Annotated in this window: 27 protein-coding genes; 23 read left to right on the top strand and 4 right to left on the bottom strand. The window is 66.8% G+C overall.

The annotated features are described in order from the left end of the window. Positions 1–1,739: calcium-binding protein (locus QPR87_RS05710; RefSeq protein ID WP_285048724.1), on the top strand; the 1,739-nt coding region annotated here is incomplete at its 5' end. Positions 1,740–1,798: 59 nt separating this feature from the next. Here QPR87_RS05710 and mdh read toward each other — a convergent pair. Next, the gene (mdh, locus tag QPR87_RS05715; RefSeq protein WP_011746906.1) at positions 1,799–2,761 is read right to left on the bottom strand and encodes a malate dehydrogenase; all 963 of its coding nucleotides are present in this window, start codon (positions 2,759–2,761) and stop codon (positions 1,799–1,801) included. Between the two features lie 185 nt (positions 2,762–2,946). Here mdh and QPR87_RS05720 point away from each other — a divergent pair, with 185 nt between their 5' ends. The 13 genes from QPR87_RS05720 (at position 2,947) to QPR87_RS05780 (ending at position 12,255) form a co-directional block, all read left to right on the top strand. Then, on the top strand, positions 2,947–3,681 hold the full coding sequence (locus QPR87_RS05720; protein WP_285048725.1) for a sulfite exporter TauE/SafE family protein: 735 nt from the start codon (positions 2,947–2,949) through the stop codon (positions 3,679–3,681). An 80-nt stretch (positions 3,682–3,761) separates the two neighbouring features. Further along, positions 3,762–4,601 (top strand): HpcH/HpaI aldolase/citrate lyase family protein, encoded by an 840-nt coding sequence (locus QPR87_RS05725; protein ID WP_285048726.1) that lies wholly within the window; start codon positions 3,762–3,764, stop codon positions 4,599–4,601. Positions 4,602–4,646: 45 nt separating this feature from the next. After that, positions 4,647–5,198: an NnrU family protein gene (locus QPR87_RS05730; protein WP_285048727.1), complete on the top strand. Its 552-nt coding sequence runs from the start codon at positions 4,647–4,649 to the stop codon at positions 5,196–5,198. 1 nt (position 5,199) lies between these two features. Next, positions 5,200–5,406, top strand: coding sequence for a DUF1737 domain-containing protein (locus QPR87_RS05735; protein WP_011746910.1), 207 nt, complete (start codon positions 5,200–5,202; stop codon positions 5,404–5,406). Positions 5,407–5,415: 9 nt separating this feature from the next. Continuing rightward, positions 5,416–6,450 carry a MaoC family dehydratase gene (locus QPR87_RS05740; protein WP_285048728.1) on the top strand — a complete coding sequence of 345 codons (1,035 nt, stop codon included), beginning with the start codon at positions 5,416–5,418 and terminating at the stop codon, positions 6,448–6,450. Positions 6,451–6,762: 312 nt separating this feature from the next. Beyond that, a complete protein-coding gene (gene sdhC / locus QPR87_RS05745) occupies positions 6,763–7,155 on the top strand; it encodes a succinate dehydrogenase, cytochrome b556 subunit (RefSeq protein ID WP_011746912.1) in 393 nt (130 codons plus the stop codon). A gap of 16 nt (positions 7,156–7,171) precedes the next feature. Next, the gene (sdhD, locus tag QPR87_RS05750) at positions 7,172–7,561 is read left to right on the top strand and encodes a succinate dehydrogenase, hydrophobic membrane anchor protein (protein ID WP_011746913.1); all 390 of its coding nucleotides are present in this window, start codon (positions 7,172–7,174) and stop codon (positions 7,559–7,561) included. Positions 7,562–7,570: 9 nt separating this feature from the next. After that, positions 7,571–9,373, top strand: a complete 1,803-nt coding sequence (sdhA, locus tag QPR87_RS05755) for a succinate dehydrogenase flavoprotein subunit (RefSeq protein WP_011746914.1) — start codon at positions 7,571–7,573, stop codon at positions 9,371–9,373. After that, positions 9,373–9,729, top strand: coding sequence for a hypothetical protein (locus tag QPR87_RS05760; protein WP_011746915.1), 357 nt, complete (start codon positions 9,373–9,375; stop codon positions 9,727–9,729). The genes sdhA and QPR87_RS05760 overlap by 1 nt, the downstream gene beginning before the upstream one ends. After that, entirely contained in the window at positions 9,729–10,055 is a 327-nt protein-coding gene (locus QPR87_RS05765) for a hypothetical protein (RefSeq protein WP_011746916.1), read from the top strand. The genes QPR87_RS05760 and QPR87_RS05765 overlap by 1 nt, the downstream gene beginning before the upstream one ends. Before the next feature lie 70 nt (positions 10,056–10,125). Beyond that, on the top strand, positions 10,126–10,905 hold the full coding sequence (locus QPR87_RS05770; RefSeq protein ID WP_011746917.1) for a succinate dehydrogenase iron-sulfur subunit: 780 nt from the start codon (positions 10,126–10,128) through the stop codon (positions 10,903–10,905). Between the two features lie 129 nt (positions 10,906–11,034). Beyond that, complete coding sequence (locus tag QPR87_RS05775) at positions 11,035–11,196, top strand: hypothetical protein (protein ID WP_157137424.1); 162 nt, start codon at positions 11,035–11,037, stop codon at positions 11,194–11,196. 225 nt (positions 11,197–11,421) lie between these two features. Continuing rightward, positions 11,422–12,255, top strand: a complete 834-nt coding sequence (locus tag QPR87_RS05780; RefSeq protein ID WP_285048729.1) for an urea carboxylase-associated family protein — start codon at positions 11,422–11,424, stop codon at positions 12,253–12,255. Here the strand turns inward: QPR87_RS05780 and QPR87_RS05785 are convergent. After that, entirely contained in the window at positions 12,252–12,944 is a 693-nt protein-coding gene (locus QPR87_RS05785; RefSeq protein WP_011746919.1) for a metal-dependent hydrolase, read from the bottom strand. The genes QPR87_RS05780 and QPR87_RS05785 overlap by 4 nt on opposite strands. Positions 12,945–13,075: 131 nt before the next feature. On the opposite strand from QPR87_RS05785, the gene gatC reads away from it, so the two are divergent. The 4 genes from gatC to QPR87_RS05805 are packed head-to-tail and all read left to right on the top strand — an operon-like array spanning position 13,076 to position 16,012. Further along, positions 13,076–13,363, top strand: coding sequence for an Asp-tRNA(Asn)/Glu-tRNA(Gln) amidotransferase subunit GatC (gene gatC, locus QPR87_RS05790; protein WP_011746920.1), 288 nt, complete (start codon positions 13,076–13,078; stop codon positions 13,361–13,363). Further along, positions 13,360–14,841, top strand: coding sequence for an Asp-tRNA(Asn)/Glu-tRNA(Gln) amidotransferase subunit GatA (gatA, locus tag QPR87_RS05795; RefSeq protein WP_285048730.1), 1,482 nt, complete (start codon positions 13,360–13,362; stop codon positions 14,839–14,841). Before gatC ends, gatA begins: the two co-directional genes overlap by 4 nt. Positions 14,842–14,864: 23 nt before the next feature. Beyond that, a complete protein-coding gene (locus QPR87_RS05800; protein ID WP_285048731.1) occupies positions 14,865–15,389 on the top strand; it encodes a hypothetical protein in 525 nt (174 codons plus the stop codon). After that, a complete protein-coding gene (locus tag QPR87_RS05805; RefSeq protein WP_011746923.1) occupies positions 15,386–16,012 on the top strand; it encodes an N-acetylmuramoyl-L-alanine amidase in 627 nt (208 codons plus the stop codon). Before QPR87_RS05800 ends, QPR87_RS05805 begins: the two co-directional genes overlap by 4 nt. Here QPR87_RS05805 and QPR87_RS05810 read toward each other — a convergent pair. Both QPR87_RS05810 and QPR87_RS05815 read right to left on the bottom strand, forming a co-directional pair. Next, positions 16,000–16,773, bottom strand: coding sequence for a 23S rRNA (adenine(2030)-N(6))-methyltransferase RlmJ (locus QPR87_RS05810; protein WP_285048732.1), 774 nt, complete (start codon positions 16,771–16,773; stop codon positions 16,000–16,002). The genes QPR87_RS05805 and QPR87_RS05810 overlap by 13 nt on opposite strands. A 464-nt stretch (positions 16,774–17,237) precedes the next feature. Next, positions 17,238–17,468: a DUF1127 domain-containing protein gene (locus QPR87_RS05815; RefSeq protein ID WP_041529762.1), complete on the bottom strand. Its 231-nt coding sequence runs from the start codon at positions 17,466–17,468 to the stop codon at positions 17,238–17,240. A gap of 330 nt (positions 17,469–17,798) precedes the next feature. On the opposite strand from QPR87_RS05815, the gene QPR87_RS05820 reads away from it, so the two are divergent. The 5 genes from QPR87_RS05820 (at position 17,799) to QPR87_RS05840 (ending at position 23,210) form a co-directional block, all read left to right on the top strand. Further along, complete coding sequence (locus QPR87_RS05820; protein ID WP_285048733.1) at positions 17,799–18,905, top strand: Mrp/NBP35 family ATP-binding protein; 1,107 nt, start codon at positions 17,799–17,801, stop codon at positions 18,903–18,905. Between the two features lie 640 nt (positions 18,906–19,545). After that, positions 19,546–20,055 carry a division/cell wall cluster transcriptional repressor MraZ gene (mraZ, locus tag QPR87_RS05825; RefSeq protein ID WP_011746927.1) on the top strand — a complete coding sequence of 170 codons (510 nt, stop codon included), beginning with the start codon at positions 19,546–19,548 and terminating at the stop codon, positions 20,053–20,055. 1 nt (position 20,056) lies between these two features. Further along, positions 20,057–21,025, top strand: a complete 969-nt coding sequence (rsmH, locus tag QPR87_RS05830) for a 16S rRNA (cytosine(1402)-N(4))-methyltransferase RsmH (protein ID WP_285048734.1) — start codon at positions 20,057–20,059, stop codon at positions 21,023–21,025. Continuing rightward, the gene (ftsL, locus tag QPR87_RS05835; RefSeq protein ID WP_011746929.1) at positions 21,025–21,408 is read left to right on the top strand and encodes a cell division protein FtsL; all 384 of its coding nucleotides are present in this window, start codon (positions 21,025–21,027) and stop codon (positions 21,406–21,408) included. The genes rsmH and ftsL overlap by 1 nt, the downstream gene beginning before the upstream one ends. After that, complete coding sequence (locus QPR87_RS05840) at positions 21,405–23,210, top strand: peptidoglycan D,D-transpeptidase FtsI family protein (RefSeq protein ID WP_104491219.1); 1,806 nt, start codon at positions 21,405–21,407, stop codon at positions 23,208–23,210. The genes ftsL and QPR87_RS05840 overlap by 4 nt, the downstream gene beginning before the upstream one ends. The last annotated feature ends 2 nt before the right edge of the window (positions 23,211–23,212 follow it).

Below are 23,212 nucleotides of genomic sequence, written 5' to 3' on the forward strand. Positions count from 1 at the left end.
ACCTGTCGCTGACCAGTGCCAACGTGATCAGCACCGAGACGCTGAATTTCTACGGCTACGGCATCGAGGGCACTGGCGGCAACGACGTGTTCGACATCAGCGGCATGACCTATGTGTCGGGCTATAGCCGCATCTATATGCAGGACGGCAACGACCGCTTTACCGGCTATGCCGGCAACGACAACGTCGATGGCGGTGCTGGCAACGATACGCTGATCGGCGGTGCCGGCAATGACACGCTGAACGGCGGCAGCGGGATCGATACGGCGGCTTACGGCACCGCGACGGCGGGCGTGATGGTCAACCTGGCGCTGACGACCGCGCAGGCCGTCGGCGGGGGCCAGGGCGTCGACACGCTGATCGACATCGAGAATGTCAACGGCTCGGCCTATGCGGATGCCTTGCTCGGCAATGCCGCCGCCAACCTGCTGCAAGGGGCGGGCGGCAACGACACGCTGGACGGCGGCGCCGGGAACGATACGCTGTCGGGCGGCGCGGGCATGGATACGGCCGCCTATGGCCGCGCATCCTCGGGCGTGACGGTGAACCTTGGCCTGACCGGCGCGCAACTGATCGGCGGCGGGCAGGGCCGCGACGTGCTGCGCAGCATCGAGAATATCGACGGCTCGGGCTTTGCCGACCGGCTGACCGGCAATGCCGGGAGCAACGCCCTGCGCGGTGGTGCGGGCAACGACAGCCTGAGCGGGCTGGGCGGCAATGACCGCCTGTTCGGCGGCGCAGGCGCGGACCAGCTTTTGGGCGGAGCAGGCAATGACGTGCTGAATGGCGATGCCGGCAACGACCTGCTGAACGGCGGCGCCGGGAACGACACGCTGAACGGCGGTGCGGGCATCGATACCGCGGCTTATGGCGGCGCGTCCTCGGGCGTGACGGTGAACCTTGGCCTGACCGTTGCGCAACTGATCGGCGGCGGGCAGGGCCGCGACGTGCTGCGCAACATCGAGAACGTCAACGGTTCGGGCTTCGCCGACCGGCTGACCGGCAATGCCGGGAACAACGTCCTGAACGGCGCTGCCGGCAACGACACGCTGTCGGGCGGAGCCGGCAGGGACCAGTTGCTTGGCGGCGCGGGCGCAGACCAGCTTCTTGGCGGTGCCGGCAACGACACGCTGAACGGCGGCGCCGGGAATGACACGCTGAACGGCGGTGCGGGGATCGATACCGCGGCTTACGGCGGCGCGTCCTCGGGCGTGACGGTGAACCTTGGCCTGACCGTTGCGCAACTGATCGGCGGCGGGCAGGGCCGCGACGTGCTGCGCAACATCGAGAACGTCAACGGTTCGGGCTTCGCCGACCGGCTGACCGGCAATGCCGGGAACAACGTCCTGAACGGCGCTGCCGGAAACGACACGCTGTTGGGCGGAGCCGGCAGGGACCAGTTGTCTGGCGGTGCGGGCGCGGACCGGCTTCTTGGCGGCGCCGGCAACGACACGCTGAACGGTGGTGCGGGGAACGACACGCTGACGGGCGGCGTCGGGGCCGATGTCTTCGTGTTCGCCGTCGGCAATGGCGCGGACCGGATCACCGACTGGCAGGACGGTACGGATGTGATCCGCATCGTCTCGGGCAACTGGCAGGGCGAGCGTTACGACAGCTTCGACGACCTGAGCATCACCCAGTCGGCCGGCAATGCGGTGGTCAGCTTCGGCGGCACCACGATCACGCTGGCCGGGATCGGCAGCGGCCAGCTCGACGCCTCGGATTTCATCTTCGTCTGAGCAAGAAAAAACCCCGCGGGACGCACCCGCGGGGTTCTTCGTTCCGATGGGTGGCGGGATCAGGCCAGGGTGCCGTCGATGCCCTTGCAGGCGGTGACCAGGCCCTTCACCGCATCCACGGACTTGTCGAACATCGCCTGCTCGTCCTTGTCCAGCGTGATGTCGATGACGCGCTCGATGCCGCCGGCGCCGATCACGGTCGGCACGCCGACATAAAGCCCGTCCAGCCCATAGGCGCCCTTCACATAGGCGGCGCAGGGCAGCACGCGCTTCTGGTCCTTGAGATAGGCTTCCGCCATCTCGATGGCCGAGGTGGCGGGCGCATAGAAGGCCGAGCCGGTCTTGAGCAGGCCGACGATCTCGGCGCCGCCGTCGCGGGTGCGCTGCACGATGGCGTCCAGTTTTTCCTGCGTGGTCCAGCCCATCTTGACGAGATCGGGCAGCGGGATGCCGCCCACGGTCGAATAGCGGGTCAGCGGCACCATGGTGTCGCCATGGCCGCCCAGCACGAAGGCGGTCACGTCGCGCATCGAGACGCCGAATTCCAGCGACAGGAAGTGCCGGAAGCGGGCCGAATCGAGTACGCCGGCCATGCCGACGACTTTTTCATGCGGCAGGCCGCTGAATTCGCGCAGCGCCCAGACCATGGCGTCCAGCGGGTTGGTGATGCAGATCACGAAGGCGTTCGGGGCATGCTGCTTGATGCCCTCGCCCACGGATTTCATGACCTTGAGGTTGATGCCCAGCAGGTCGTCGCGGCTCATGCCGGGCTTGCGCGGCACACCGGCGGTCACGATGCAGACATCGGCACCGGCGATGTCGGCATAGTCGTTGGCGCCTTTCATGACGGCGTCGAAACCCTCGGACGGGCCCGATTGCGCGATGTCGAGCGCCTTGCCCTGGGGCGTGCCCTCGGCGATGTCGAACAGGACGACGTCGCCCAGCTCCTTCATCGCGGCCAGATGCGCCAGCGTGCCGCCGATCTGTCCCGCACCGATGAGTGCGATCTTGGGTCGGGCCATGTTAACCTCCGATTTCCATGATGGTTCGCGCGGTGGCGTAGTCCCTCGGGATGAGAATCGCAAGCCTTGGCTGCGTGCCGGGCGCAAAATCGGCCGTTGTCAACCGCTAACAGGGCAAACCCGTCCCGCATTGCCGCCGGCCCGGCGCTGGATTAGTCCGGGGTCTGGGACGAAGGAGCGCACCGATGGAGATGCTGGGCTGGGTGCTGGCGGTAATCGCCGCCTTTTCGATCGGGCTGGCCAAGGGAGGGCTGTCCATGGTCGGCACCATCTCGGTCCCGCTGCTGGCGCTGGTCATGTCGCCGGTGCAGGCGGCGGGCATCCTGCTGCCGGTCTATATCATCTCGGACATCGGCGGGCTCATCGCCTTTCGCCGCGATTTCGATCGCCGGGTGCTGCGGACCCTGGTGCCGGGGGCGATCACCGGCATCGGGCTGGGCTGGGCCACGGCGCATCACGTCGACGACGCGCAGGTCGGGCTGATCGTGGGCGTGATCGGCCTGGCCTTCGCACTGAACGCCCTGCTGCGCAGCCGGGTCAGCGCCAGCGCCAAGCCGCCGCGCTGGGGGGCGGGCAGCTTCTGGGGCACGGTCTCGGGCTATACCAGCTTCGTGTCGCATTCCGGGGCGGCGCCCTATCAGGTCTATGCCCAGCCCCTGCGCATGACGCCGATGACCTATGCCGGCACGACGACCATCTTCTTTGCCATCTGCAATGCGGTGAAGTTGATTCCCTATGCCATGCTGGGCCAGCTTTCGGCGGATAACCTGTCGGTGGCTGCGGTGCTGATGGTGCCAGGCGTGCTGGGCGTGCTGGCCGGGTTGTGGCTGGTCAGGCGCATGTCGCCGCGAATCTTCTATGGTTTCATCACCTGGGCGCTGATGCTGGTTTCGGCCAAGCTGATCTGGGACGGGATCTGACGCCGCAGTGCGGCAAATCGGTGCTTGCGATTCGCTTCCTTTCCGGGCAGGTTCGCGCAAGATTATTACGCGAGGCCCCGATGACCCGTCCCTATCGTTCCGTCCTCTACATTCCGGCCGCCAATGCGCGGGCCATGGAAAAGGCCCAGACGCTGGCCGCCGATGCGATCATCTTCGACCTCGAGGACGCCGTGGCGCCTGCCGAGAAGGTGGGCGCACGGGAATTGCTGGCCCGGGCCTTGCAGGCGGATTACGGCGGTCGGGCGCGGATCGTGCGCATCAACGGCATGGACACCGAATGGGGCGAGGGCGATGCCCGCGCCTTTGCCGTCGGCGCCGATGCGGTGCTGGTGCCCAAGGTCAGCCGCGGCGCCGATCTTGACCGAGTGGCGGCGCTGGTGCCCGACACGCCGCTCTGGGCGATGATGGAGACGGCCGAGGGCATGCTGAACGCCGCCGAGATCGCCGCCCATCCGCGCTTGCAGGGCATGGTGATGGGCACCAACGATCTGGCCAAGGAACTGAACTCGCGGTTTCGCGCCGACCGGCTGCCGATGATGGCGGGTCTGGGCCTGTGCCTGCTGGCCGCGCGGGCGCATGGCCGCGTCATCGTGGACGGCGTCTTCAACGCCTTCAAGGACGAAGAGGGCCTGCGCGCCGAATGCGAACAGGGCCGCGACATGGGCTTCGACGGCAAGACCCTGATCCATCCGGCGCAACTGGCCGTCGCCAACGAGGTCTTTGCGCCCTCCGAGGCCGAGGTTGATCTCGCCCGCCGCCAGATCGAGGCCTTCGACGAGGCGCAGGCCCAGGGCAAGGGCGTTGCCGTGGTGGATGGCAGGATCGTCGAGAACCTGCATGTCGAGACCGCCCGCGCCACGCTGGCCAAGGCGGCAGCGATTGCCGAACTCGCGGGGTGATGGCAAAGTAAGCGCCATTAACATCCAGCGGAAAGGAATAGCCAGATGTTCATCCTGATCCTTGGCCTCGCACTCTGGTGGGGCGCGCATCTGTTCAAGCGCCTTGCGCCGCAGCGCCGCGCGGTCATGGGCGACCGCGGCAAGGGTGTCGTGGCCGGCCTGCTGGCCTTGTCGGTCGTGCTGATGGTGGTCGGCTACAGGCAGGCGGACGGCCCCTATTGGTGGGGCGCCTCGGCGCCGCTCAAGGGCATCAACAACCTGCTGGTTCTGGTGGCCTTTTACTTCTTCGCGGCCGACGGGATGAAGACCCGGATCACCCGGCATCTCCGCCATCCGCAGCTGACCGGCTTTGCCCTGTGGGCCTTTGCGCATCTGGTGCCGAACGGCGACCTGCCCAGTTTCGTGCTGTTCGGCGGGCTGCTCGTCTGGGCGCTGGTCGAGATGGCCGTCATCAACCGCGCGCAGCCGGACTGGACGCCGCCCGCCGGCCCCTTCCCGGCGCGCAAGGAGATCATGGCGGTGGCCGGCGCCGTCGTCGTCCTGCTGGTGGTCGGGCTGATCCACGCCTGGCTCGGCTATAACCCGTTCGGAGGCTGAGATGCCGAAAATCTATCGCCTGCTGACCGAGGACGACACCTCGGCCTTCTGCCACAAGGTCAGCGAGGCGCTGTCCAAGGGCTGGGAACTGCACGGCGGCCCCGCCTACGCCTTTGACGCGGCGCGCGGCGTGATGCGCTGCGCCCAGGCCGTCACCAAGCAGATCGATGCCGATTACCACCCCGAGATGAAGCTGGGCCAGCAATAGGGAACCATCATGAGCAAGACCAATCCGGGCCGTTTCTTCGAGGATTACCGCATCGGCCAGGTGATCCGCCACGCCGTGCCGCGCACCGTGGCCGAGGGCGAGCGCGCGCTTTACCACGCGCTCTATCCGGCCCGGCATGCGCTTTATTCCTCGGACGAGTTCGCGGCGGCCTCGGGGCTGGAAGGCAGCCCGATGGACGATCTGATCGCCTTTCACATCGTCTTCGGCAAGACGGTGCCTGATATCAGCCTGAACGCGGTGGCGAACCTGGGCTATGCCGAGGGGCGCTGGCTGAAGCCGGTCTGGCCGGGCGACACGCTGCGCGCGGAATCCGAGGTGATCGGGCTCAAGGAGAACTCGAACGGCAAGTCCGGCGTGGTCTGGGTCCGCACCCGCGGGCTGAACCAGCTGGACGAGGTGGTGCTGGAATATGTGCGCTGGGTCATGGTGCGCAAGGGCGATGCCGCGGCGCCCGCGCCCGAGCCGGTGGCGCCGGAACTGGCGAAATCGGTCGCGCCCGCCGATCTGGTGCTGCCCGAGGGGCTGGATTTCCTGCAATACGACTTCGACCTGGCCGGCGAGCCGCATCGCTGGGGCGACTACCAGATCGGCGAGGTCATCGACCATGTCGACGGCGTCACCATCGAGGAGGCCGAGCACATGCTGGCCACCCGGCTGTGGCAGAACACCGCCAAGGTGCATTTCGACGCCACCTTCCGCGAGGACGGCAAGCGGCTGATCTATGGCGGCCACGTCATCAGCATGGCCCGCGCGCTCAGCTTCAACGGGCTGGCCAATGCGCAGATGATCGTGGCGCTGAACGGCGGCGCCCATGCGAATCCCTGCTTTGCCGGCGACACGATCCGCGCCTGGTCCGAGGTTCTGGACAAGGCCGACACCCATGCGCCGGGCGTCGGCGCGATCCGGTTGCGGCTGGTGGCGCACAAGGGCCGGGCCGGTGATCACGCCCTGCGCGGCGAGGACGGAAAATACGCCCCGCAGGTGCTGCTGGACCTGGATTACTGGGCCCTGATGCCGAAGTGACCGCGCGGAGGCCCGGCGCCGCCAGCCCCTTGGTCGCGGCGGCGCGGGTGGCGAACATGACAAAATCCCTCGGTTATCCCGGGAAATCGGGTGAGTCCGTCCTGATACCGCAATCATTCGGAGGGGTTTTCGGGCGCATGTGATCACAGCTGCCGTTTGCGTGATCACAAAAATGGAAAATCTGCCGATATCCGCCTTACGTCTGGCATCCGCCCGTGACAGATGCGACAAGACGACTAAAAGCAAACCCAATTTCGGCCAGCCCTCGCCGCCAGCCGTCGCGTGCGGGGCCTGAACGCAGGAGAGCGCATCATGGCTGACGTCAACCGGGGCAACCGGCCACTGTCACCGCATTTGCAGGTCTATCGCCTGCCACTTGCCGCAATCACTTCGATCATGACCCGCATCACCGGCCACGCCCTGGTCGCCGGGATCGTGCTGATCACTTGGTGGCTGGTCGCCGCCGTGACCTCGCCCGGCGCCTTCGCCTGCGCCGACTGGGTGGTGCGGTCCTGGCTGGGCTTCATCATCCTGACCGGCTCGATGTGGGCGCTGTGGTATCACCTGCTCGCCGGGCTGCGCCACCTGTTCTACGACGCCGGCTACGGGCTGGAGATCGAGCAGGCGCACAAGTCGAGCCAGGCGCTGATCGCGGGTTCGGTCGTGCTGGCCGTGCTGACGCTGATCGTCTTTTTCGTGTTCTGAGGAAAGGGCAGGGATCATGCGTTACATCACCCCCCGCAAAGCCGCCGAAGGCTTGGGCTCGGCCCACGAAGGCACCCAGCATCACTGGGCCATGACCGTCTCGGCCGTGGCGCTGACCGTGCTGACGCCGCTGTTCATGATCGTCGTGGCCCGCGCCATCGGCCTGTCGCAGGAACAGTTGCTGGCCTATTTCGGCCGCCCCTTCCCGGCGCTCATCACCGCTCTGTTCGTGATCGTGGGCATGGTCCACTTCATCAAGGGCACGCGGATCATGATCGACGACTATTTCCAGGGTGGCACGCGCAAGGCGGCCATCATCTTTTCCGTCATCTTCGGCTGGGCGGTCATCGCCGCAGCCGTCTATGCGCTGGCCCGGATGGGCCTTGGCGCGATCGTCGTCCTCTGAGGTTCCGCCATGGCTGCTTACAAATACGAAACGCACGAATATGACGTCGTGGTCGTCGGTGCCGGTGGCGCGGGCCTGCGCGCGACGCTGGGCATGGCCGAACAGGGGTTGCGCACCGCCTGCGTGACCAAGGTTTTCCCGACCCGTTCGCACACGGTCGCGGCGCAGGGCGGCATCGCCGCCTCGCTGTCGAACATGGGCCCGGACAACTGGCAGTGGCACATGTATGACACCGTCAAGGGCTCGGACTGGCTGGGCGACACCGACGCCATGGAATACCTGGCGCGCGAGGCCCCCAAGGCGGTCTACGAGCTGGAGCATTACGGCGTGCCCTTCTCGCGCACCGAGGAAGGCAAGATCTATCAGCGCCCCTTCGGCGGCCACACCACCGAGTTCGGCGAAGGCCCGCCGGTGCAGCGCACCTGCGCCGCCGCCGACCGCACCGGCCACGCGATCCTGCACACGCTCTATGGCCAGTCGCTGAAGGAAAAGGCCGAGTTCTTCATCGAATATTTCGCGCTGGACCTGATCATCACCGATGGCGCCTGCACCGGCGTGGTGTGCTGGAAGCTGGACGACGGCACAATCCACGTCTTCAACGCCAAGATGGTGGTGCTGGCGACCGGCGGCTATGGCCGCGCCTATTTCTCGGCGACCTCGGCCCATACCTGCACCGGCGACGGCGGCGGCATGGTGGCACGCGCCGGCTTGCCCCTGCAGGACATGGAGTTCGTGCAGTTCCACCCGACCGGCATCTACGGTTCGGGCTGCCTCATCACCGAGGGCGCGCGCGGCGAAGGCGGTTACCTGACCAACAGCGAAGGCGAGCGCTTCATGGAGCGTTACGCGCCGACCTACAAGGATCTCGCCAGCCGCGACGTGGTCAGCCGCTGCATCACCATCGAGATCCGCGAGGGCCGCGGCGTCGGCCCGCACAAGGATCACATGCACCTGAACCTGATGCACCTGCCGCCGGAAAGCCTGGCCGAGCGGCTGCCGGGCATCTCGGAATCGGCCAAGATCTTTGCCGGCGTGGACGTGACGCGCGAGCCGATCCCGATCCTGCCGACCGTGCATTACAACATGGGCGGCATCCCCACCAACTATTGGGGCGAGGTGCTGAATCCGACGCAGGACAATCCCGACCAGGTTTTCCCCGGCCTGATGGCGGTGGGCGAGGCCGGCTGCGCCTCGGTCCATGGCGCGAACCGGCTGGGCTCGAACTCGCTGATCGACCTCGTGGTCTTTGGCCGTGCCGCCGCGATCCGCGCCGGCCAGGTGATCGACCGCGAGGCGCAGATCCCCACGACCAACAAGGAGCAGGTGGACAAGGCGCTGGACCGTTTCGACCGCATCCGCAATGCCGACGGCTCGGTGTCGACTGCCGATCTGCGGCTTGAGATGCAGCGCACCATGCAGGCCGACGCCGCCGTGTTCCGCACCGACAAGACGCTGGCCGAAGGCGTCGACAAGATGCGGGTGATCGCGGGCAAGCTCAGCGACCTCAAGGTCACGGATCGCAGCCTGATCTGGAACAGCGACCTGATGGAGACGCTGGAACTGACCAACCTGATGCCCAACGCCCTGGCGACCATCGTCGCGGCCGAGGCGCGCAAGGAAAGCCGCGGCGCCCACGCCCATGAAGACTACCCCGAGCGGGATGATGCCAACTGGCGCAAGCACTCGCTTGCCTGGATCGAAGGCAACGATGTTAAACTGGCCTATCGGCCCGTGCATCTCGAACCTCTGACCAGGCAAGACGAAGGCGGGATCGACCTGAAAAAGATCGCACCCAAAGCGAGGGTTTACTGATGCGTCTTCCCCTGATCCTGACCGCCGCCGCGCTGGCCCTTTCGGGCTGCGTGGTCCAGAACCCCGGCATGGCGCCGGTCGCGCCTCTGCCGGTGCCGCAGGTGACGCCGCCGGATGCGGCGATCCGCTCCTCGGCGCGCGTCGTCGTCAACCGCGAGATGGCGCGGCGCCTGCCCGGCGCCAATGTCGCGCCCTATACCGATTGCGTGTTGCAGAACGCCACCTCGGCGGAACTGGCCAGCATCGCCGCTGCCGGTGCGGCAGGGGCTGGGAATGCGGTGGCCGCCATCGTTGGCCGCCCGGCGACCACGCAATGCATCGCCGGTGCCGCGGCGGCGGCCAAGCAGGCCGCCTGATGGCCGGGCGCGGCGCGCTTGGCCTCGGCTTTGCCCCGGCGCTGCTGGGGCTGGCGGCCTGCGCGCCCGCGCCCGTGCGGATTTCGGTCGCAGAGGCCGAACGCCTCTGCATGGTCCAGGCGTTGGACGCCCGGGCACCGCGCACCGAGGTCGGCTTGGGCATCGGCTCGCACGGCTATCGGGGCGGCTTCGTGCGGGTCGACCTGTCCTCGGACCAGATCCTGGGCCGCGATCCGTCCCAGGTCTTCAACGAATGCGTCCGCCGCCGCTCGGGGCAACAGCCTACGCGGCCTCTTTACCAACAACCGGGCTGGAGGGTGAATTGACGCCCTCCGCCCCAGCCACCGCATGACGGCCTAGTCGCAAGATGACGGTCTGACCACCAGGAGTTACCCAATGGTCCAACTTACCCTTCCCAAGAACAGCCGCATGCGGGTCGGCAAGACCTGGCCGAAACCCGAAGGCGCCACGAATGTCCGCCGCTTCAACATCTATCGCTGGGACCCCGATACCGGCGAGAACCCGCGCATCGACACCTATTTCGTCGACATGGACAAATGCGGTCCCATGGTGCTGGACGCGCTGATCAAGATCAAGAACGAGATCGACCCAACGCTGACCTTCCGCCGTTCCTGCCGAGAGGGCATCTGCGGCTCCTGCGCCATGAATATCGACGGCGGCAACCATCTTGCCTGCATCTATGGCATGGATGAGATCAAGGGCGATGTGAACATCTACCCGCTGCCGCATATGCCGGTGGTCAAGGACCTGGTGCCGGACCTGACGCATTTCTATGCCCAGCACGCCTCGGTCCAGCCCTATCTGATCACCGAGACGCCGACCCCCGACAAGGAATGGCGCCAGTCGATCGAAGACCGCAAGAAGCTGGACGGCCTCTACGAATGTGTGATGTGCGCCAGCTGCTCGACCGCCTGTCCCAGCTATTGGTGGAACGGTGATCGCTATCTGGGCCCGGCGGCCTTGTTGCACGCCTATCGCTGGATCATCGACTCGCGCGACGAAGCCACGGGCGAGCGTCTGGACTCGCTTGAGGATCCGTTCAAGCTGTATCGCTGCCACACGATCATGAACTGCACCAACACCTGCCCCAAGGGGCTGAACCCGGCCAAGGCGATCGCCTCGATCAAGCACATGATGGTGGACCGGATCGTCTGATTTGCATGTCGGTCATGGCCGGTATGCCATGATATGCCGTTTGACGCCGCGTCGCAGAGCTGGATTTTTCTGCGGTGCGGCGTTATCTTTTCTGACGGGGAGAGCACACTTCGACCCGGAGATTTTCGGATGAAAACCCTTGCCGAAACGCAAAAACAGACCGCCAAGCTGGCCGTGCTGAAGCCGGCCAAGGCAGAGAGCCACGCGGCGCTGGCCGTGCTGGAGCAGATGTACGGTTATTTCAGCTTCGATCCGATGCCCTTGGAAGCCGACATCCGTCACGCCGCCTGAACGCGGTCTTCTCGCTCGTCATCACGGGCCTTCCTGCGCGGCTTCGCGGCCGCGCTTTTGTCATTCCCGCAAGGCGTTTGCTTCGCGCTTTCCTGAGTATTTGGGGAACAGAGAAGCCAGGCTCGCCTTTCCGGCTTCTCTGTTCTCCAAATACTCATGCGACAGGGCTGGCGGGCGCGATGCGAACGGCTTGCGATGCCACCGCCGCGCGCATAGCATCGCCCCATGACCCGCATCATTCCCGAAGACGCCGTCGAACGCCGGGCTGTCCGCCCGGTCATTTGCTATCCGAACGAGACGCTGCCCGACCCGGACCTGCCGGGTTTGCAGGCGTTGCGGCTGACCGCCCGCAAGTCCGGCGAATGCCTGGTCCCGCCGCGCGAGGCGCGCTGCTTTCACGTTCCGGCTGGGCATTTCTTTCGCATCACCAGCGTCGAGGGACCGCAGGTCGGCGACCTGAACCTGTGGTCCGCCGCCGATCCGCGCGAGCGGTTCTATTCCGGCAAGACCCGGGCATTGCACGGCACGCATCTGACGCGCGGCGACCGCATGTGGTCGAGCTTTCCCAACCTGCGCCCGATGGCCACGGTGACCGAGGACACGCTGGAATGGTATGGCATCGACGAATACGGCGGCTCGGTCCATGACGTCATCGGGACGCGCTGCGATCCCTATACGCATCGCCTGCTGAGCGGGCAGGACTATCACCATTGCTGCCATTCCAACCTGGCCAATGCGCTGATGGCGGAACTGAGCCTTGCCCGAGACGAGGCCGAGCCCTTGGTGCATGACGTGCTGAACGTCTTCATGTGCACCGGCTTCACTCGCGATTCCGGGCAGTATTTCATGAAGGCGAGTCCGGTGCGCCCGGGCGACTACATCGAATTCTTCGCCGAGATCGACCTGATCGGCGGGCTCTCGGCCTGTCCGGGCGGCGATTGCGGCAGCGCGCATTCCAGCGACGCCGCCGCCTGCCACCCGCTGCTGGTCGAGATATTCGCGCCGGCCCGGTCCGCGGCGCGCACGCAGCCCGGGCCAAGCGCCTATCGCTGGCCCTAGAGCGGGATCGGCTGCATCACCTCGGGCTCGATCACCTGCACGCCCGGCAGGCCGGCCTTCAGCACCTCGGCATCCTGCGCGAGCAGCGGGAAGGTCTTGTAATGGCAGGGGATCACGGTCTTGAAGTCGAAATATTTCCGTGCCGCCCAGGCCGCCCGATCCATGTCCATGGTGAAATGCCCGCCCGCGCAGAGGATGCCGATGTCGGGCTGGTGATATTCGCCCATCCATTGCATGTCGGCCATGATGTCGGTGTCGCCCGAGACATAGATCACATGGCCCTCGCCGGCGATCATGTAGCCCGACTCGTGGCCGGCATAGACCGGCCCCTCGTTGCCGTCGAAGGACGAGGAATGGCTGGCGTTCACCATCGTCACCTTGGCGCCGCCCAGGTCGACCGTGCCGCCCTTGTTGAAGCCCAGGCCCTCGATGCCCTGATGCGTCTGCCAGGTGTTGATCAGGTCGTAGATGCCGACGACCGGGATCTTCAGTTCACGCGCGATCGAGAGGGTGTCGCCGGTATGGTCGCCATGGCCATGGGTCAGCAGGATATGGGTGGCGCCCTGGATAGCCTCGTCGCGCCTGTCCTCGGGGAACATGGGGTTGCCGGACAGCCAGGGGTCGATCAGGATCACCGCCTGTTCGATCTCCAGCCGAAAGCCGGAATGGCCAAGCCAGGTCAGTTTCATCGGAAGGCTCCTTGTTCTTGTGCTGCCGCATCCTGCCAAGCCGGGGGGCGGGCGTAAAGTTCCGCCTGCGCGGGTGCTTGCCCCGCCCCGGCCGCCCCGGTAAAACCCGGCGCAAGCGAAAGGAGCCTCTCATGGCGATCACCGAGGACGAAGCCCGCAAGGTCGCGCATCTGGCGCGGATTGCGGTCAAGGACGCCGACCTGCCCGCGCTGGCGCAGGAGCTGAACGGCATCCTGCATTTCATGGAACAGCTGAACGAGGTCGATGTCGAAGGCGTCCAGCCGATGACCGGCGTCGAGCCGATGCGCCTCAAGCGCCGCCAGGATATCGTCACCGACGGCGAGATGCAGGACCTGATCCTGAAGAACGCGCCCGATGCGCGCGAGGGCTTCTTTGCCGTGCCGAAGGTGGTGGAATGAGCGACCTGAACAAACTGACCATCGCCGCAGCCCGCGACGGGCTGCGCAAGGGCGATTTCACCAGCGCTGAACTGACCGAGACCTGCCTGGTCGCCATCGAGGCTGCCGGTGCGCTGAACGCCTATTGCCACAAGACCCCGGAAAAGGCGCGCGAGATGGCGGCCGCGGCCGACAAGCGCATCGCCGCGGGTGACGCGCCCGCCATGTGCGGCATCCCGCTGGGCATCAAGGATCTGTTCTGCACCCGCGACGTGCCGTCGCAGGCGGCCAGCCGCATTCTCGACGGTTTCCTGCCGCAATATGAATCGACCGTGACCCAGAACCTGTGGGATGCGGGCGCGGTGATGCTGGGCAAGCTCAGCATGGACGAATTCGCCATGGGTTCGTCGAACGAAAGCGCCTGCTATGGCCCGGTGGTCAATCCGTGGAAGGTGGACGACCGGCAGTTGACGCCTGGCGGATCCTCGGGCGGCTCGGCGGCGGCGGTGGCGGCCGACCTGTGCCTGGCCGCGACCGGCACGGATACCGGCGGCTCGATCCGCCAGCCGGCGGCCTTTACCGGCACGGTCGGGCTGAAGCCGACCTATGGCCGGGTCAGCCGCTGGGGCGTGATCGCATTCGCCAGCTCGCTGGATCAGGCCGGGCCGATGACCAAGACGGTGCGCGACGCGGCGATCATGCTGGGCGCCATGGCCTCGGTCGATGCCAAGGATTCGACCAGCGCCGAGCGCGCGGTGCCGGATTACGAGGCGGCGCTGGCCGGCGACATTCGCGGCCGTCGCATCGGCATTCCGCGCGAATACCGCATGGAGGGCATGTCGGACGAGATCGACGCGCTTTGGCACAAGGCGGCCGAGATGCTGCGCGACGCCGGCGCCGAGGTGGTGGACATCACCCTGCCGCATACGAAATACGCGCTGCCGGCCTATTATGTCATCGCGCCGGCCGAGGCTTCCTCGAACCTCGCGCGCTATGACGGGGTGCGCTATGGCCGCCGCGCCAGGCTGGGGGCGGGTGACGGCGTGGTCGAGATGTATGAAAAGACCCGTGCCGAGGGTTTCGGCCCCGAGGTGCAGCGCCGGGTGATGATCGGAACCTATGTGCTGTCGGCGGGCTTTTACGACGCCTATTACAACCGTGCCCGCAAGGTCCGCGCGCTGATCAAGCGCGACTTCGACCAGGTCTTTGCCGACGGTATCGACGCCATCCTGACGCCCGCCACCCCCAGCGCAGCCTTTGGCCTGGGAGAGATGTCGGGCAAGGATCCGGTCGAGATGTATCTCAACGACGTCTTTACCGTCACGGTGAACCTGGCTGGGTTGCCGGGGATTTCGGTGCCGGTGGGGCTGGACCGCCAAGGTCTGCCGCTGGGCATGCAGCTGATCGGCCGTCCCTGGGACGAAGGCGGGCTCTTGAACCTTGCGCAAAGCCTCGAATCTGCGGCAGGGTTTACGGCGAAACCCTCGCGCTGGTGGTAACCGGCTTCAAACGGGAGAGACCGATGCGGAACCTGGCGATCCTTGCGGTGCTTGGCCTTGCTGCCTGTGGCGAGAATACGGGTTGGAACCCGAATTACAGCGCCATGTACAACGGCTCGCCCTATGCCGAATACCTGCAGGCGCGCGAGGTCGCGCTGCATGGCAAGGGCCCGGTGCCGACCGCCATTCCCGTGCAATTGCCGGCGCAGGCGCCGACCGCTGCCGATATCGCCGGGACGCCGGCCAAAAAGCAGCCGGCTCAGGCCGCGGTGCCTGCCGCTCCGGTCAGGGCGCAGGCCGCCCCACCCTCGCTCTTGCGGTACGCACAGCAGGAAACGCAGGCGCCGGGCACGCGGAAATATCAGCGCAGCGGCGGTTCCGAATCGGCGGCGGCACGAGCCTGTCGCAGCTATGGCAGCGCCGATGCGGCGCAAAGCGCCTTTATCGCGGCGGGCGGGCCGGTGATCGACCCGGGCGGGCTGGACCCGGACGGTGACGGCTTCGTCTGCGGCTGGGACCCGCGCCCGCTGCGCCAGTCGGGGCTTTGAGCCCTTCGCCCAATCACGGCGACCGGCGCGGGCAGCGGCCTTCGCTGGTCGTTATCCATTACACCGGCATGGCGGATGGGCCTTCGGCCCGCGCCCGGCTTTGCGATCCCGAAGCCGAGGTCAGCGCGCATTGGCTGGTCCATGAGGACGGGCTGACCGAGGCGCTGGTGCCCGAGGACCGCCGCGCCTGGCATGCGGGCGCCGGGTCCTGGCAGGGGTGCGAGGACGTGAACTCGCGCAGCATCGGCATCGAGTTGGCCAATCCGGGCGACCGGCCCTTCCCCGAGCCGCAGATGGCGGCACTGGAGGCGCTGCTACGCGGCATCATGGCGCGCTGGCCGATCGGGCCAGAGGGCGTGATCGGCCATTCCGACATGGCGCCGGGGCGCAAGATCGACCCCGGTCCGCGTTTCGACTGGCGGCGGCTGGCCTTGCAGGGATTGGCGGTCTGGCCGGAGGGTGAGGGTCGCGACCTGTCGCTGGCCGAAAGCCTGAGCCGCATCGGCTATGCGAAGGAACCGGCCCAGCTTGCGGCTTTTCGCCTGCGCTTCCGTCCCTGGGCCGAAGGCCCCGAAGATGCCACGGATCGGCGGCTGGCCGCGGCTTTGGCCTATCGGTCGTAGAGCGCCTCGATTCGCAGGGCTTCCTCGGCCAGGCCATAGGGCGGGTTCAGCACGACCATGCCCGAGCCGACCATGCCATGTCCGGGCCGTGCCGGCGGGAAACGCACTTCGGAAACCAGTGCCTCGGGGTGGTTGCGGCGCAAAGCCTCGACCATCGGCGCATGGCGAAGGTCGGTCAGGATCGGATACCACAGTACGATCACGCCCACGTTCCATTTGCGCGCCAGCTTGGCGATTTGGCGGGGGATGGCGTCGTAATCGGCCTTGACCTCATAGCTGGGGTCGATCAGCAGCAGCCCCCGGCGCGGGGTGGGTGGGCAGATCGCCTGCGCCATCTGGAAGCCGTCCTGTCGGTGCAGATGCGCAAAGCCGGCGATCTCGGCCAAAGCCTCGTGCTCGGCCGGGTGCAGTTCGGCCAGATGCGCCACGTCGCCCGGTCGCAGGAAATGCCGTGCGATCAACGGTGAGCCGGGATAGGCCGAGGCGCCATGGCGGGCGCGCACCGCATCCAGCGCAAGACACAGCGGATGATCGGCCGGCAGCCAGTTTTCGGCAAGGGCGCGGGTGATGCCCGCCGCCGCCTCGCCGGTCTTGTCGGCCTCGGGCGACGACAGGTCGTAAAGGCCGCGGCCGGCATGGGTTTCCAGGTAGCTCAGCGGCTTCGGCTTGGCGGTCAGGTAAGCCAGAATCGACGCGAGAAGCGCGTGCTTGTGCAGGTCGGCCAGATTCCCGGCGTGATAGGCGTGCTGATAGGACAACATGTCCCGCGATTAACCCGATGGCCCGGAAATGAAAAGCGGCGGTGCCCAGGGAGGAGGAGGGGGCACCGCCGCGCAACGCTGGCCCAGGGAGGAGGAGGGGCCGCGTATGGGGTGCGGCAATGGCAGGGAGGAGGAGGCCATTACCGCGTGCTGACGATCCCAGGGAGGAGGAGAGGACCGTCGCATTCCGTTCCGCCTTGCGGCGGTATTTCTTGGCGGCACCCTCAGGGAGGAGGAGGGAGGGTGCCGCCTGAACCGGGAAGCCCAGGGAGGAGGAGGGGCTTCACCGTATCGGTTTGGCGGCGCCTCCGGGAGGAGGAGAGAGGCGACCGCCGGAACCGCGAGACCCAGGGAGGAGGAGGGATCTCGCCGTATGGGGTGGCGGCATCCCCAGGGAGGAGGAGGGAGGATGCCGCCTGAACCCGGACCCAAGGGAGGAGGAGTGGGTCGGGTGTTCTATTCGCTTACTTCTTTCCCCAGGCGGCTTCGTAAGCCACGCTGCGGATATTGCCGCGGTTCAGGCCCAGATCGGCCAAGTCGCGGTTGGACAGTTCGCCCAGTTCGCGCAGGGTCTGACGATAGACCGCGCGGCGGGCCATGTTCTCACGGACGTTGGCCACGAATTTCGCGATCGCGCCGTTGCCGGCGATGTCGTTGCGGTGCATACCGCCATGGATCAGATCGAGAACAGCCATTTCATACACTCTTTTTCGTCTTGCGGATGGCGCGGTCGGTTTTCCCTGTCGCGCTGTTGAGACGAACATGGTCCCTTTTCTGCATCTGCACAATGGTCGAGGCCGAGATGCTGCTATGCAGAATCGGCATGGCTGTTTCTGGGACACCGTTACAAAGCGTTAATAAACCGTGAGTTTTTCAGATCTTGCGCAGTCTCTTCCAAGTTTCTCTAGCAAATGGGTCGTATTTTACGCGGGGTCACAGGGGGTTAGCGGTATCAGCCTTTTTGCCCGGGTTGCCGACCCCGGCACGAATTGCCATGCTGTGGACGCTTCGATCTGGGGGTAGCGATGACGATATCACGCGAACGTGTGCTTGAGGAACTTGCGCGGATCGCAGTTCCGGGGGGCGGAAACCTGGTTTCCGCCGATCTGGTGCGCGCGCTCAGCGTCGAATCGGGCGTGGTGCGATTCGTCATCGAGGCGGCCGATGCCGCCGCCGCCCGCTCCCTCGGTCCGGTCGAGGCCGAGGCGCAGCGTGCGCTTTCGGCCCTGCCGGGGGTCGAGAAGGTGCAGATCGTCACCACCGCCCCGACCGTGCCGCGCGGTGCGCCGCCGAAGGTGACGGCGCGCTCGGGCGGCGAGGGTGCTCCGCCCAGCCTGAAGATCGGCCGCCACCCGACGCCCCAGGCGGGACCGGCCCCGGTCAGCGGCGTGGCGCGCATCCTCGCCATCGGTTCGGGCAAGGGCGGGGTCGGCAAATCGACGCTGACCTCGAACCTCGCGGTGGCGCTGGCGCGCAAGGGGCGCCGGGTCGGCTTGCTGGATGCCGATATATACGGTCCCTCGCAGCCGCGGATGCTGGGCCTGACCGGGCAGCGCCCGACCAGCGACGGCCAGATGATCGAGCCGCTGCACGCCCATGGCGTCACCGTCATGTCGCTGGGCCTGATGATGAAGGAAGGCGAGGCGGTGGTCTGGCGCGGCCCGATGCTGATGGGCGCGTTGCAGCAGATGCTCAACCAGGTGAAATGGGGCGAGCTGGACGTGCTGCTGGTCGACCTGCCGCCCGGCACCGGCGACGTGCAGCTGTCACTGTGCCAGAAGGCGCAGGTCAGCGGGGCGATCATCGTCTCGACCCCGCAGGACGTGGCGCTGATCGACGCCCGCCGCGCCATCGACATGTTCGACAAGCTCAAGACCCCGGTGCTGGGGCTGGTCGAAAACATGTCCACCTATATCTGCCCGAATTGCGGCCATGAGGCGCATCTGTTCGGCCATGGCGGCGTCGCCGCCGAGGCCGCGGCGCTGGGGCTGCCTTTCCTGGGCGAGATCCCCCTGAACCTCGACCTGCGGCTGTCGGGCGATGCGGGCACGCCGATCGCGGTCGGCGACGGCCCGGTGGCGCAATCCTTTGCCCGGCTGGCCGAGCGGCTGATCGACGGCGGCATGGCCTGACTCGGCCTTGCGGACCCGTTCGGGAAAGCACGGGAACGGGTCGGGGAAAACATGGGAACAACCCCAAAATTCCGAATCACCACGCCGTGATTGTCTGTGACCGGCACCCGAATCGGCGATTCTCTTCCTTCCTCTTGCGGTAGAAAGCCCCGCCCCGGGCGGGCGCGGGACGATTCTGGGAAATGGTGGGATTTATTTGCCACATTGTGGCTGGCTACTACATTTAGTGGCGGCGCTCTCTCGATATTCGATACCTTCCCTTGGAGTCGCGCCGGCGTGAACCCGTTCGACCCGCATTCGCTGGCGAGAGCCCGCCTGTGCTCGTGCTTTACCCAAACAAATCCATTGCGTCCCGTAAATTCCCATGGCATCCCTTTGATCACGGAACGGGCTAACAGGGGCGCCAAGACCCCAAAAGGCGACAAGCAGCTTTCATACAGGCAACCCGCTTCCGAAACGACCTCTGCGGCGCGCGAGCAGCACCTCCCCCAGGTGGCGCGGAACGCAGGGCGCGATCCCCGAAACTACGGGGCCCAGAGATGGGAACGAGGGCGGCGGATCGGGCAGTGGCAGCAGCCCGGTCCGCCTTTCCTTTTCGGGCAAACCGGAAAGGCCGGGACAGTGGAAGGAGCGCGGGCCCTTGGCACGCAGGTTCAGAGGCTCGGAAGAGGTCAAGGTGGACGCGAAAGGCCGCGTTTCCATCCCGGCCAAGTTCCGCCGGGTCTTCGAGGCATCCGATCCCGACTGGCAGGCCGGCAAGCGTGCGCAGCTGGTCATCGTCTACGGCACCCGCGACTGGAACTGGCTGCAGCTTTTCACCATCCAGGCGATGGAAGAGATCGAGGACGGCATCGCCGCCATGCCGCGCGGCTCGGCCGCCCGCAACCTTCTGGAAAACATCTATCAGGGCCATGCCGACGAGGCCGAGATCGACGGTGACGGCCGTCTGGTCCTGCCGCAGAAGCTGCGCGAGAAGATCGGGCTGACCGACAGCGCCTTCTTCATCTCGGCCGGCGACAGCCTGAAGGTCTGGACCCCCGAGGCCTATGCCGAGGAAGAGCGCGCGCTGGAGGCCCGCGTGCCCGAACTGGAGCCGGGCGCCGATCCCTTGTCGCTGCTGGCCCCCGCCACTGCGAGGGACGAGGGTTAGGATGGCCGAGGCGCCGCATATCCCCGTCCTGCTTGGCCCGCTGTTGCGGGCCGTTGCGCCTGTGGAGGGCACCTGGGTCGATGGCACCTTCGGCGCCGGCGGCTATGCGCGCGGCCTGCTGGAGCAGGGCGCGGATCGCGTGATCGGCATCGACCGCGACCCGGCGGTCTTTCGCATGGCCGAGACCTGGGCGGGCGAATACGGCGACCGGCTGCGGCTGGTCGAGGGCACATTTTCCGATCTGGACAGCCTGGCCGGCGGGCCGGTGGATGGCGTGGTGCTGGACCTTGGCGTCAGCTCGATGCAGCTCGACCAGCCCGAGCGCGGCTTTTCCTTCCTGCGCGACGGGCCTTTGGACATGCGCATGGGCGGCGATGGACCTACGGCGGCCGAGCTGCTGAACACCGCGCCCGAGCAGGTGATCGCCGACGTGCTGTATCTCTATGGCGAGGAACGCGCCTCGCGCCGCATCGCCAAGGCCATCGTCGCGGCGCGGCCGCTGAGCCGCACGGGCCAGCTTTCCGACATCGTCAGCGCCTGCCTGCCGCGCCCGAAGCCGGGGCAGAGCCACCCTTCGACCCGCGCCTTCCAGGCGATCCGCATCTGGGTGAACGACGAATTCGGCCAGTTGGTCGCCGGGCTTGCGGCGGCCGAACGGGCGCTGCGGCCGGGCGGCAAGCTGGCGGTGGTCAGCTTCCACTCGCTCGAGGACCGCATCGTCAAGCGTTTCATGCAGGCGCGCTCGAACAGCGCCGGCGGCGGCAGCCGCTATGCGCCCGAGGCCGCGCGCGAGGAGCCGGCCTTCACGCTGCCCTTCCGCCGCGCCATCGGCCCGGACGAGGCGGAACTGGCGACGAACCCGCGTGCGCGCTCGGCGCTTCTGCGGGTCGGCATCCGCACCGAGGCGCCGGCCGGCCGGGTCGATCCCGCGGCCTTGGGCCTGCCGCTGCTGTCGGAAAGGAGGGCGTGATGCGTTCGGTGCTTTATCTTCTGACCGCGCTTTCCGTGATGGGGCTGGCCTTCTGGGCCTATCGCGAGAATTACCGCACCCAGGCCGCCATCAGCGAGATGAGCGATATCCAGCGCCAGATCGGCCGGCTGCGCGAGGATCTGGGCGTCTTGCGCGCCGAATGGGCCTATCTCAACCGACCCGGGCGTCTGCGCCAGCTGGTCGACCTGAACTTCGAGCGGCTGAAGCTGGTGCCCTTCGGTTCCGACCAGTTCGTCGATGTCGGGCAGGTGGCCTTTCCCACGCCCAAGGCGCCCGAGCGCGAGCCGGGCGCCGATGCAGACATGCCGGTCGAACGTCCCGCCGGCTTCCCGCCCCGCAGACCACAGGAGAGCACGCCATGATCCGCACCCCGCTGCGCCCGCTGGCCCGCATCCTTCGCGCCCGCGAAACAGGCGAGAACCCCGATGCCATCGAGGCCGAGAACCGCGCCCAGAGGCATGCCGCGATCCAGGAAAGGGCGCGCGGCAGCGCCCGGACCCGGCTGTTCTTCATGTCCTGCGCCTTTGCGCTGGCCTTCGGCACCGTGGGCGCCAAGATGGGCGTGCTGGCCGCCAGCCAGCCCAGCGAGCCGCGCGTCCAGACCACCGGCGCACAGATCATCTCGCAGCGCGCCGACATCACCGACCGGCACGGGCGGGTGCTGGCCACGAACCTGCTGACCCATTCGCTTTACGCCCATCCCCAGCAGATGGTCGAGCCCGAGCGCGCGGCGCGCGAACTGGTCCGCATCTTTCCCGATCTGGAGATCGAGCGGCTCGACAAGGATTTCACCGGAAAGCGCACCTTCGTCTGGATCAAGAAGAAGATCAGCCCCGAGCAGATGCAGGCCGTGCATGACATCGGCGAGCCGGGTCTGCTGTTCGGCCCGCGCGAGATGCGGCTTTACCCGAACGGCCATATCGCCGCCCATATCCTTGGCGGCGCCACCTTCGGCAAGGAGGACGTGGCCAGCGCCGAGGTCGTCGGCGTCGCCGGCGTCGAAAAGGCTTTCGATCACTGGCTGCGCGACCCGGCCAACGACGGCGCGCCGCTGATGCTGTCCTTGGACCTGACCGTCCAGGCCGCGATGGAGGAGGTGCTGGGCAACGGCATGAAGGTCATGAACGCCAAGGGCGCCACCGGCATCCTGATGGAGATCAAGACCGGCGAGATCGTCGCCATGGCCAGCCTGCCCGATTTCGACCCGAACGACCGGCCGCGTCCGTTGCTCAAGGGCGATCCCTCGGACAGCCCGCTGTTCAACCGCGCGGTGCAGGGCCAATACGAGCTTGGCTCGACCTTCAAGATCTTCCCGGTGGCGCAGGCCATCGACCTCAAGCTGGTCAGCCCGACCACGATGATCAATGCCAAGGCGCCGATGAAGATCGGCAAATACCTGATCAACGAGTTCCGGGGACACAATTACGGCACGCTTTCGGTGACGGATATCATCGTGAAGTCGTCGAACGTCGGCACCGTCCGCGTCGCCCAGCTTCTGGGGCCGGACCGGCAGAGGGATTTCCTGCAAAAGTTGGGCTTCTTCGATCCGACGCCGATCGAGATGAGCGAGGCACCGACCGGCAAGCCGCTGGTGCCCAAGCGCTGGCCCGCCGTGACCTCGGCGACCGTGGCCTTCGGCCATGGCCTGGCGGCCAGCCCGCTGCATCTTGCGACCGCCTATGCGACCGTCGCGAATGGCGGCAAGCGGGTGATGCCGACGCTGATCCACGACCGCAGCCAGCGCGGGGGCGAGCAGGTGCTTTCGCCCGAGGCGGCGCGCATCGCCGTGCAGATGCTGCGCCAGGTGGTGGTCCGGGGCAGCGGCCGCAGCGCCAATGTCGAGGGCTACGAGGTCGCCGGCAAGACCGGCACCGCCGACAAGCCGCGCCCGACAGGCGGCTATTACGGCAACAAGGTGGTCTCGACCTTCGCCTCGGTCTTCCCGGCCAGCGATCCGCAATATGTGCTGGTGCTGTCGCTGGACGAACCCTCGACCATCGGTGCGGGCGGCGAAAGCCGGACGGCGGGCGCGACCTCTGCCCCGGTGGCCGCCGAGGTGATCCGCCGCGTCGCCCCGCTGCTGGGCCTGCGTCCCAGCACGGAAACGCAGTTGCCGATGGTTGAACGGCCTTTGCCGGATCGGCTAAAGCTCGTCTCGAACTGATG

Source organism: Paracoccus sp. SSJ (assembly GCF_030234105.1).
GTDB lineage: Bacteria > Pseudomonadota > Alphaproteobacteria > Rhodobacterales > Rhodobacteraceae > Paracoccus > Paracoccus denitrificans.

Excerpts from the sequence above, each read along its gene's own strand:
- mdh (WP_011746906.1), bottom strand. The coding sequence starts at position 2,761 with ATGGCCCGACCCAAGATCGCACTCATCGGTGCGGGACAGATCGGCGGC.
- QPR87_RS05720 (WP_285048725.1), top strand. The coding sequence starts at position 2,947 with ATGGAGATGCTGGGCTGGGTGCTGGCGGTAATCGCCGCCTTTTCGATC.
- QPR87_RS05725 (WP_285048726.1), top strand. The coding sequence starts at position 3,762 with ATGACCCGTCCCTATCGTTCCGTCCTCTACATTCCGGCCGCCAATGCG.
- QPR87_RS05730 (WP_285048727.1), top strand. The coding sequence starts at position 4,647 with ATGTTCATCCTGATCCTTGGCCTCGCACTCTGGTGGGGCGCGCATCTG.
- QPR87_RS05735 (WP_011746910.1), top strand. The coding sequence starts at position 5,200 with ATGCCGAAAATCTATCGCCTGCTGACCGAGGACGACACCTCGGCCTTC.
- QPR87_RS05740 (WP_285048728.1), top strand. The coding sequence starts at position 5,416 with ATGAGCAAGACCAATCCGGGCCGTTTCTTCGAGGATTACCGCATCGGC.
- sdhC (WP_011746912.1), top strand. The coding sequence starts at position 6,763 with ATGGCTGACGTCAACCGGGGCAACCGGCCACTGTCACCGCATTTGCAG.
- sdhD (WP_011746913.1), top strand. The coding sequence starts at position 7,172 with ATGCGTTACATCACCCCCCGCAAAGCCGCCGAAGGCTTGGGCTCGGCC.
- sdhA (WP_011746914.1), top strand. The coding sequence starts at position 7,571 with ATGGCTGCTTACAAATACGAAACGCACGAATATGACGTCGTGGTCGTC.
- QPR87_RS05760 (WP_011746915.1), top strand. The coding sequence starts at position 9,373 with ATGCGTCTTCCCCTGATCCTGACCGCCGCCGCGCTGGCCCTTTCGGGC.
- QPR87_RS05765 (WP_011746916.1), top strand. The coding sequence starts at position 9,729 with ATGGCCGGGCGCGGCGCGCTTGGCCTCGGCTTTGCCCCGGCGCTGCTG.
- QPR87_RS05770 (WP_011746917.1), top strand. The coding sequence starts at position 10,126 with ATGGTCCAACTTACCCTTCCCAAGAACAGCCGCATGCGGGTCGGCAAG.
- QPR87_RS05775 (WP_157137424.1), top strand. The coding sequence starts at position 11,035 with ATGAAAACCCTTGCCGAAACGCAAAAACAGACCGCCAAGCTGGCCGTG.
- QPR87_RS05780 (WP_285048729.1), top strand. The coding sequence starts at position 11,422 with ATGACCCGCATCATTCCCGAAGACGCCGTCGAACGCCGGGCTGTCCGC.
- QPR87_RS05785 (WP_011746919.1), bottom strand. The coding sequence starts at position 12,944 with ATGAAACTGACCTGGCTTGGCCATTCCGGCTTTCGGCTGGAGATCGAA.
- gatC (WP_011746920.1), top strand. The coding sequence starts at position 13,076 with ATGGCGATCACCGAGGACGAAGCCCGCAAGGTCGCGCATCTGGCGCGG.
- gatA (WP_285048730.1), top strand. The coding sequence starts at position 13,360 with ATGAGCGACCTGAACAAACTGACCATCGCCGCAGCCCGCGACGGGCTG.
- QPR87_RS05800 (WP_285048731.1), top strand. The coding sequence starts at position 14,865 with ATGCGGAACCTGGCGATCCTTGCGGTGCTTGGCCTTGCTGCCTGTGGC.
- QPR87_RS05810 (WP_285048732.1), bottom strand. The coding sequence starts at position 16,773 with ATGTTGTCCTATCAGCACGCCTATCACGCCGGGAATCTGGCCGACCTG.
- QPR87_RS05815 (WP_041529762.1), bottom strand. The coding sequence starts at position 17,468 with ATGGCTGTTCTCGATCTGATCCATGGCGGTATGCACCGCAACGACATC.
- QPR87_RS05820 (WP_285048733.1), top strand. The coding sequence starts at position 17,799 with ATGACGATATCACGCGAACGTGTGCTTGAGGAACTTGCGCGGATCGCA.
- rsmH (WP_285048734.1), top strand. The coding sequence starts at position 20,057 with ATGGCCGAGGCGCCGCATATCCCCGTCCTGCTTGGCCCGCTGTTGCGG.
- ftsL (WP_011746929.1), top strand. The coding sequence starts at position 21,025 with ATGCGTTCGGTGCTTTATCTTCTGACCGCGCTTTCCGTGATGGGGCTG.
- QPR87_RS05840 (WP_104491219.1), top strand. The coding sequence starts at position 21,405 with ATGATCCGCACCCCGCTGCGCCCGCTGGCCCGCATCCTTCGCGCCCGC.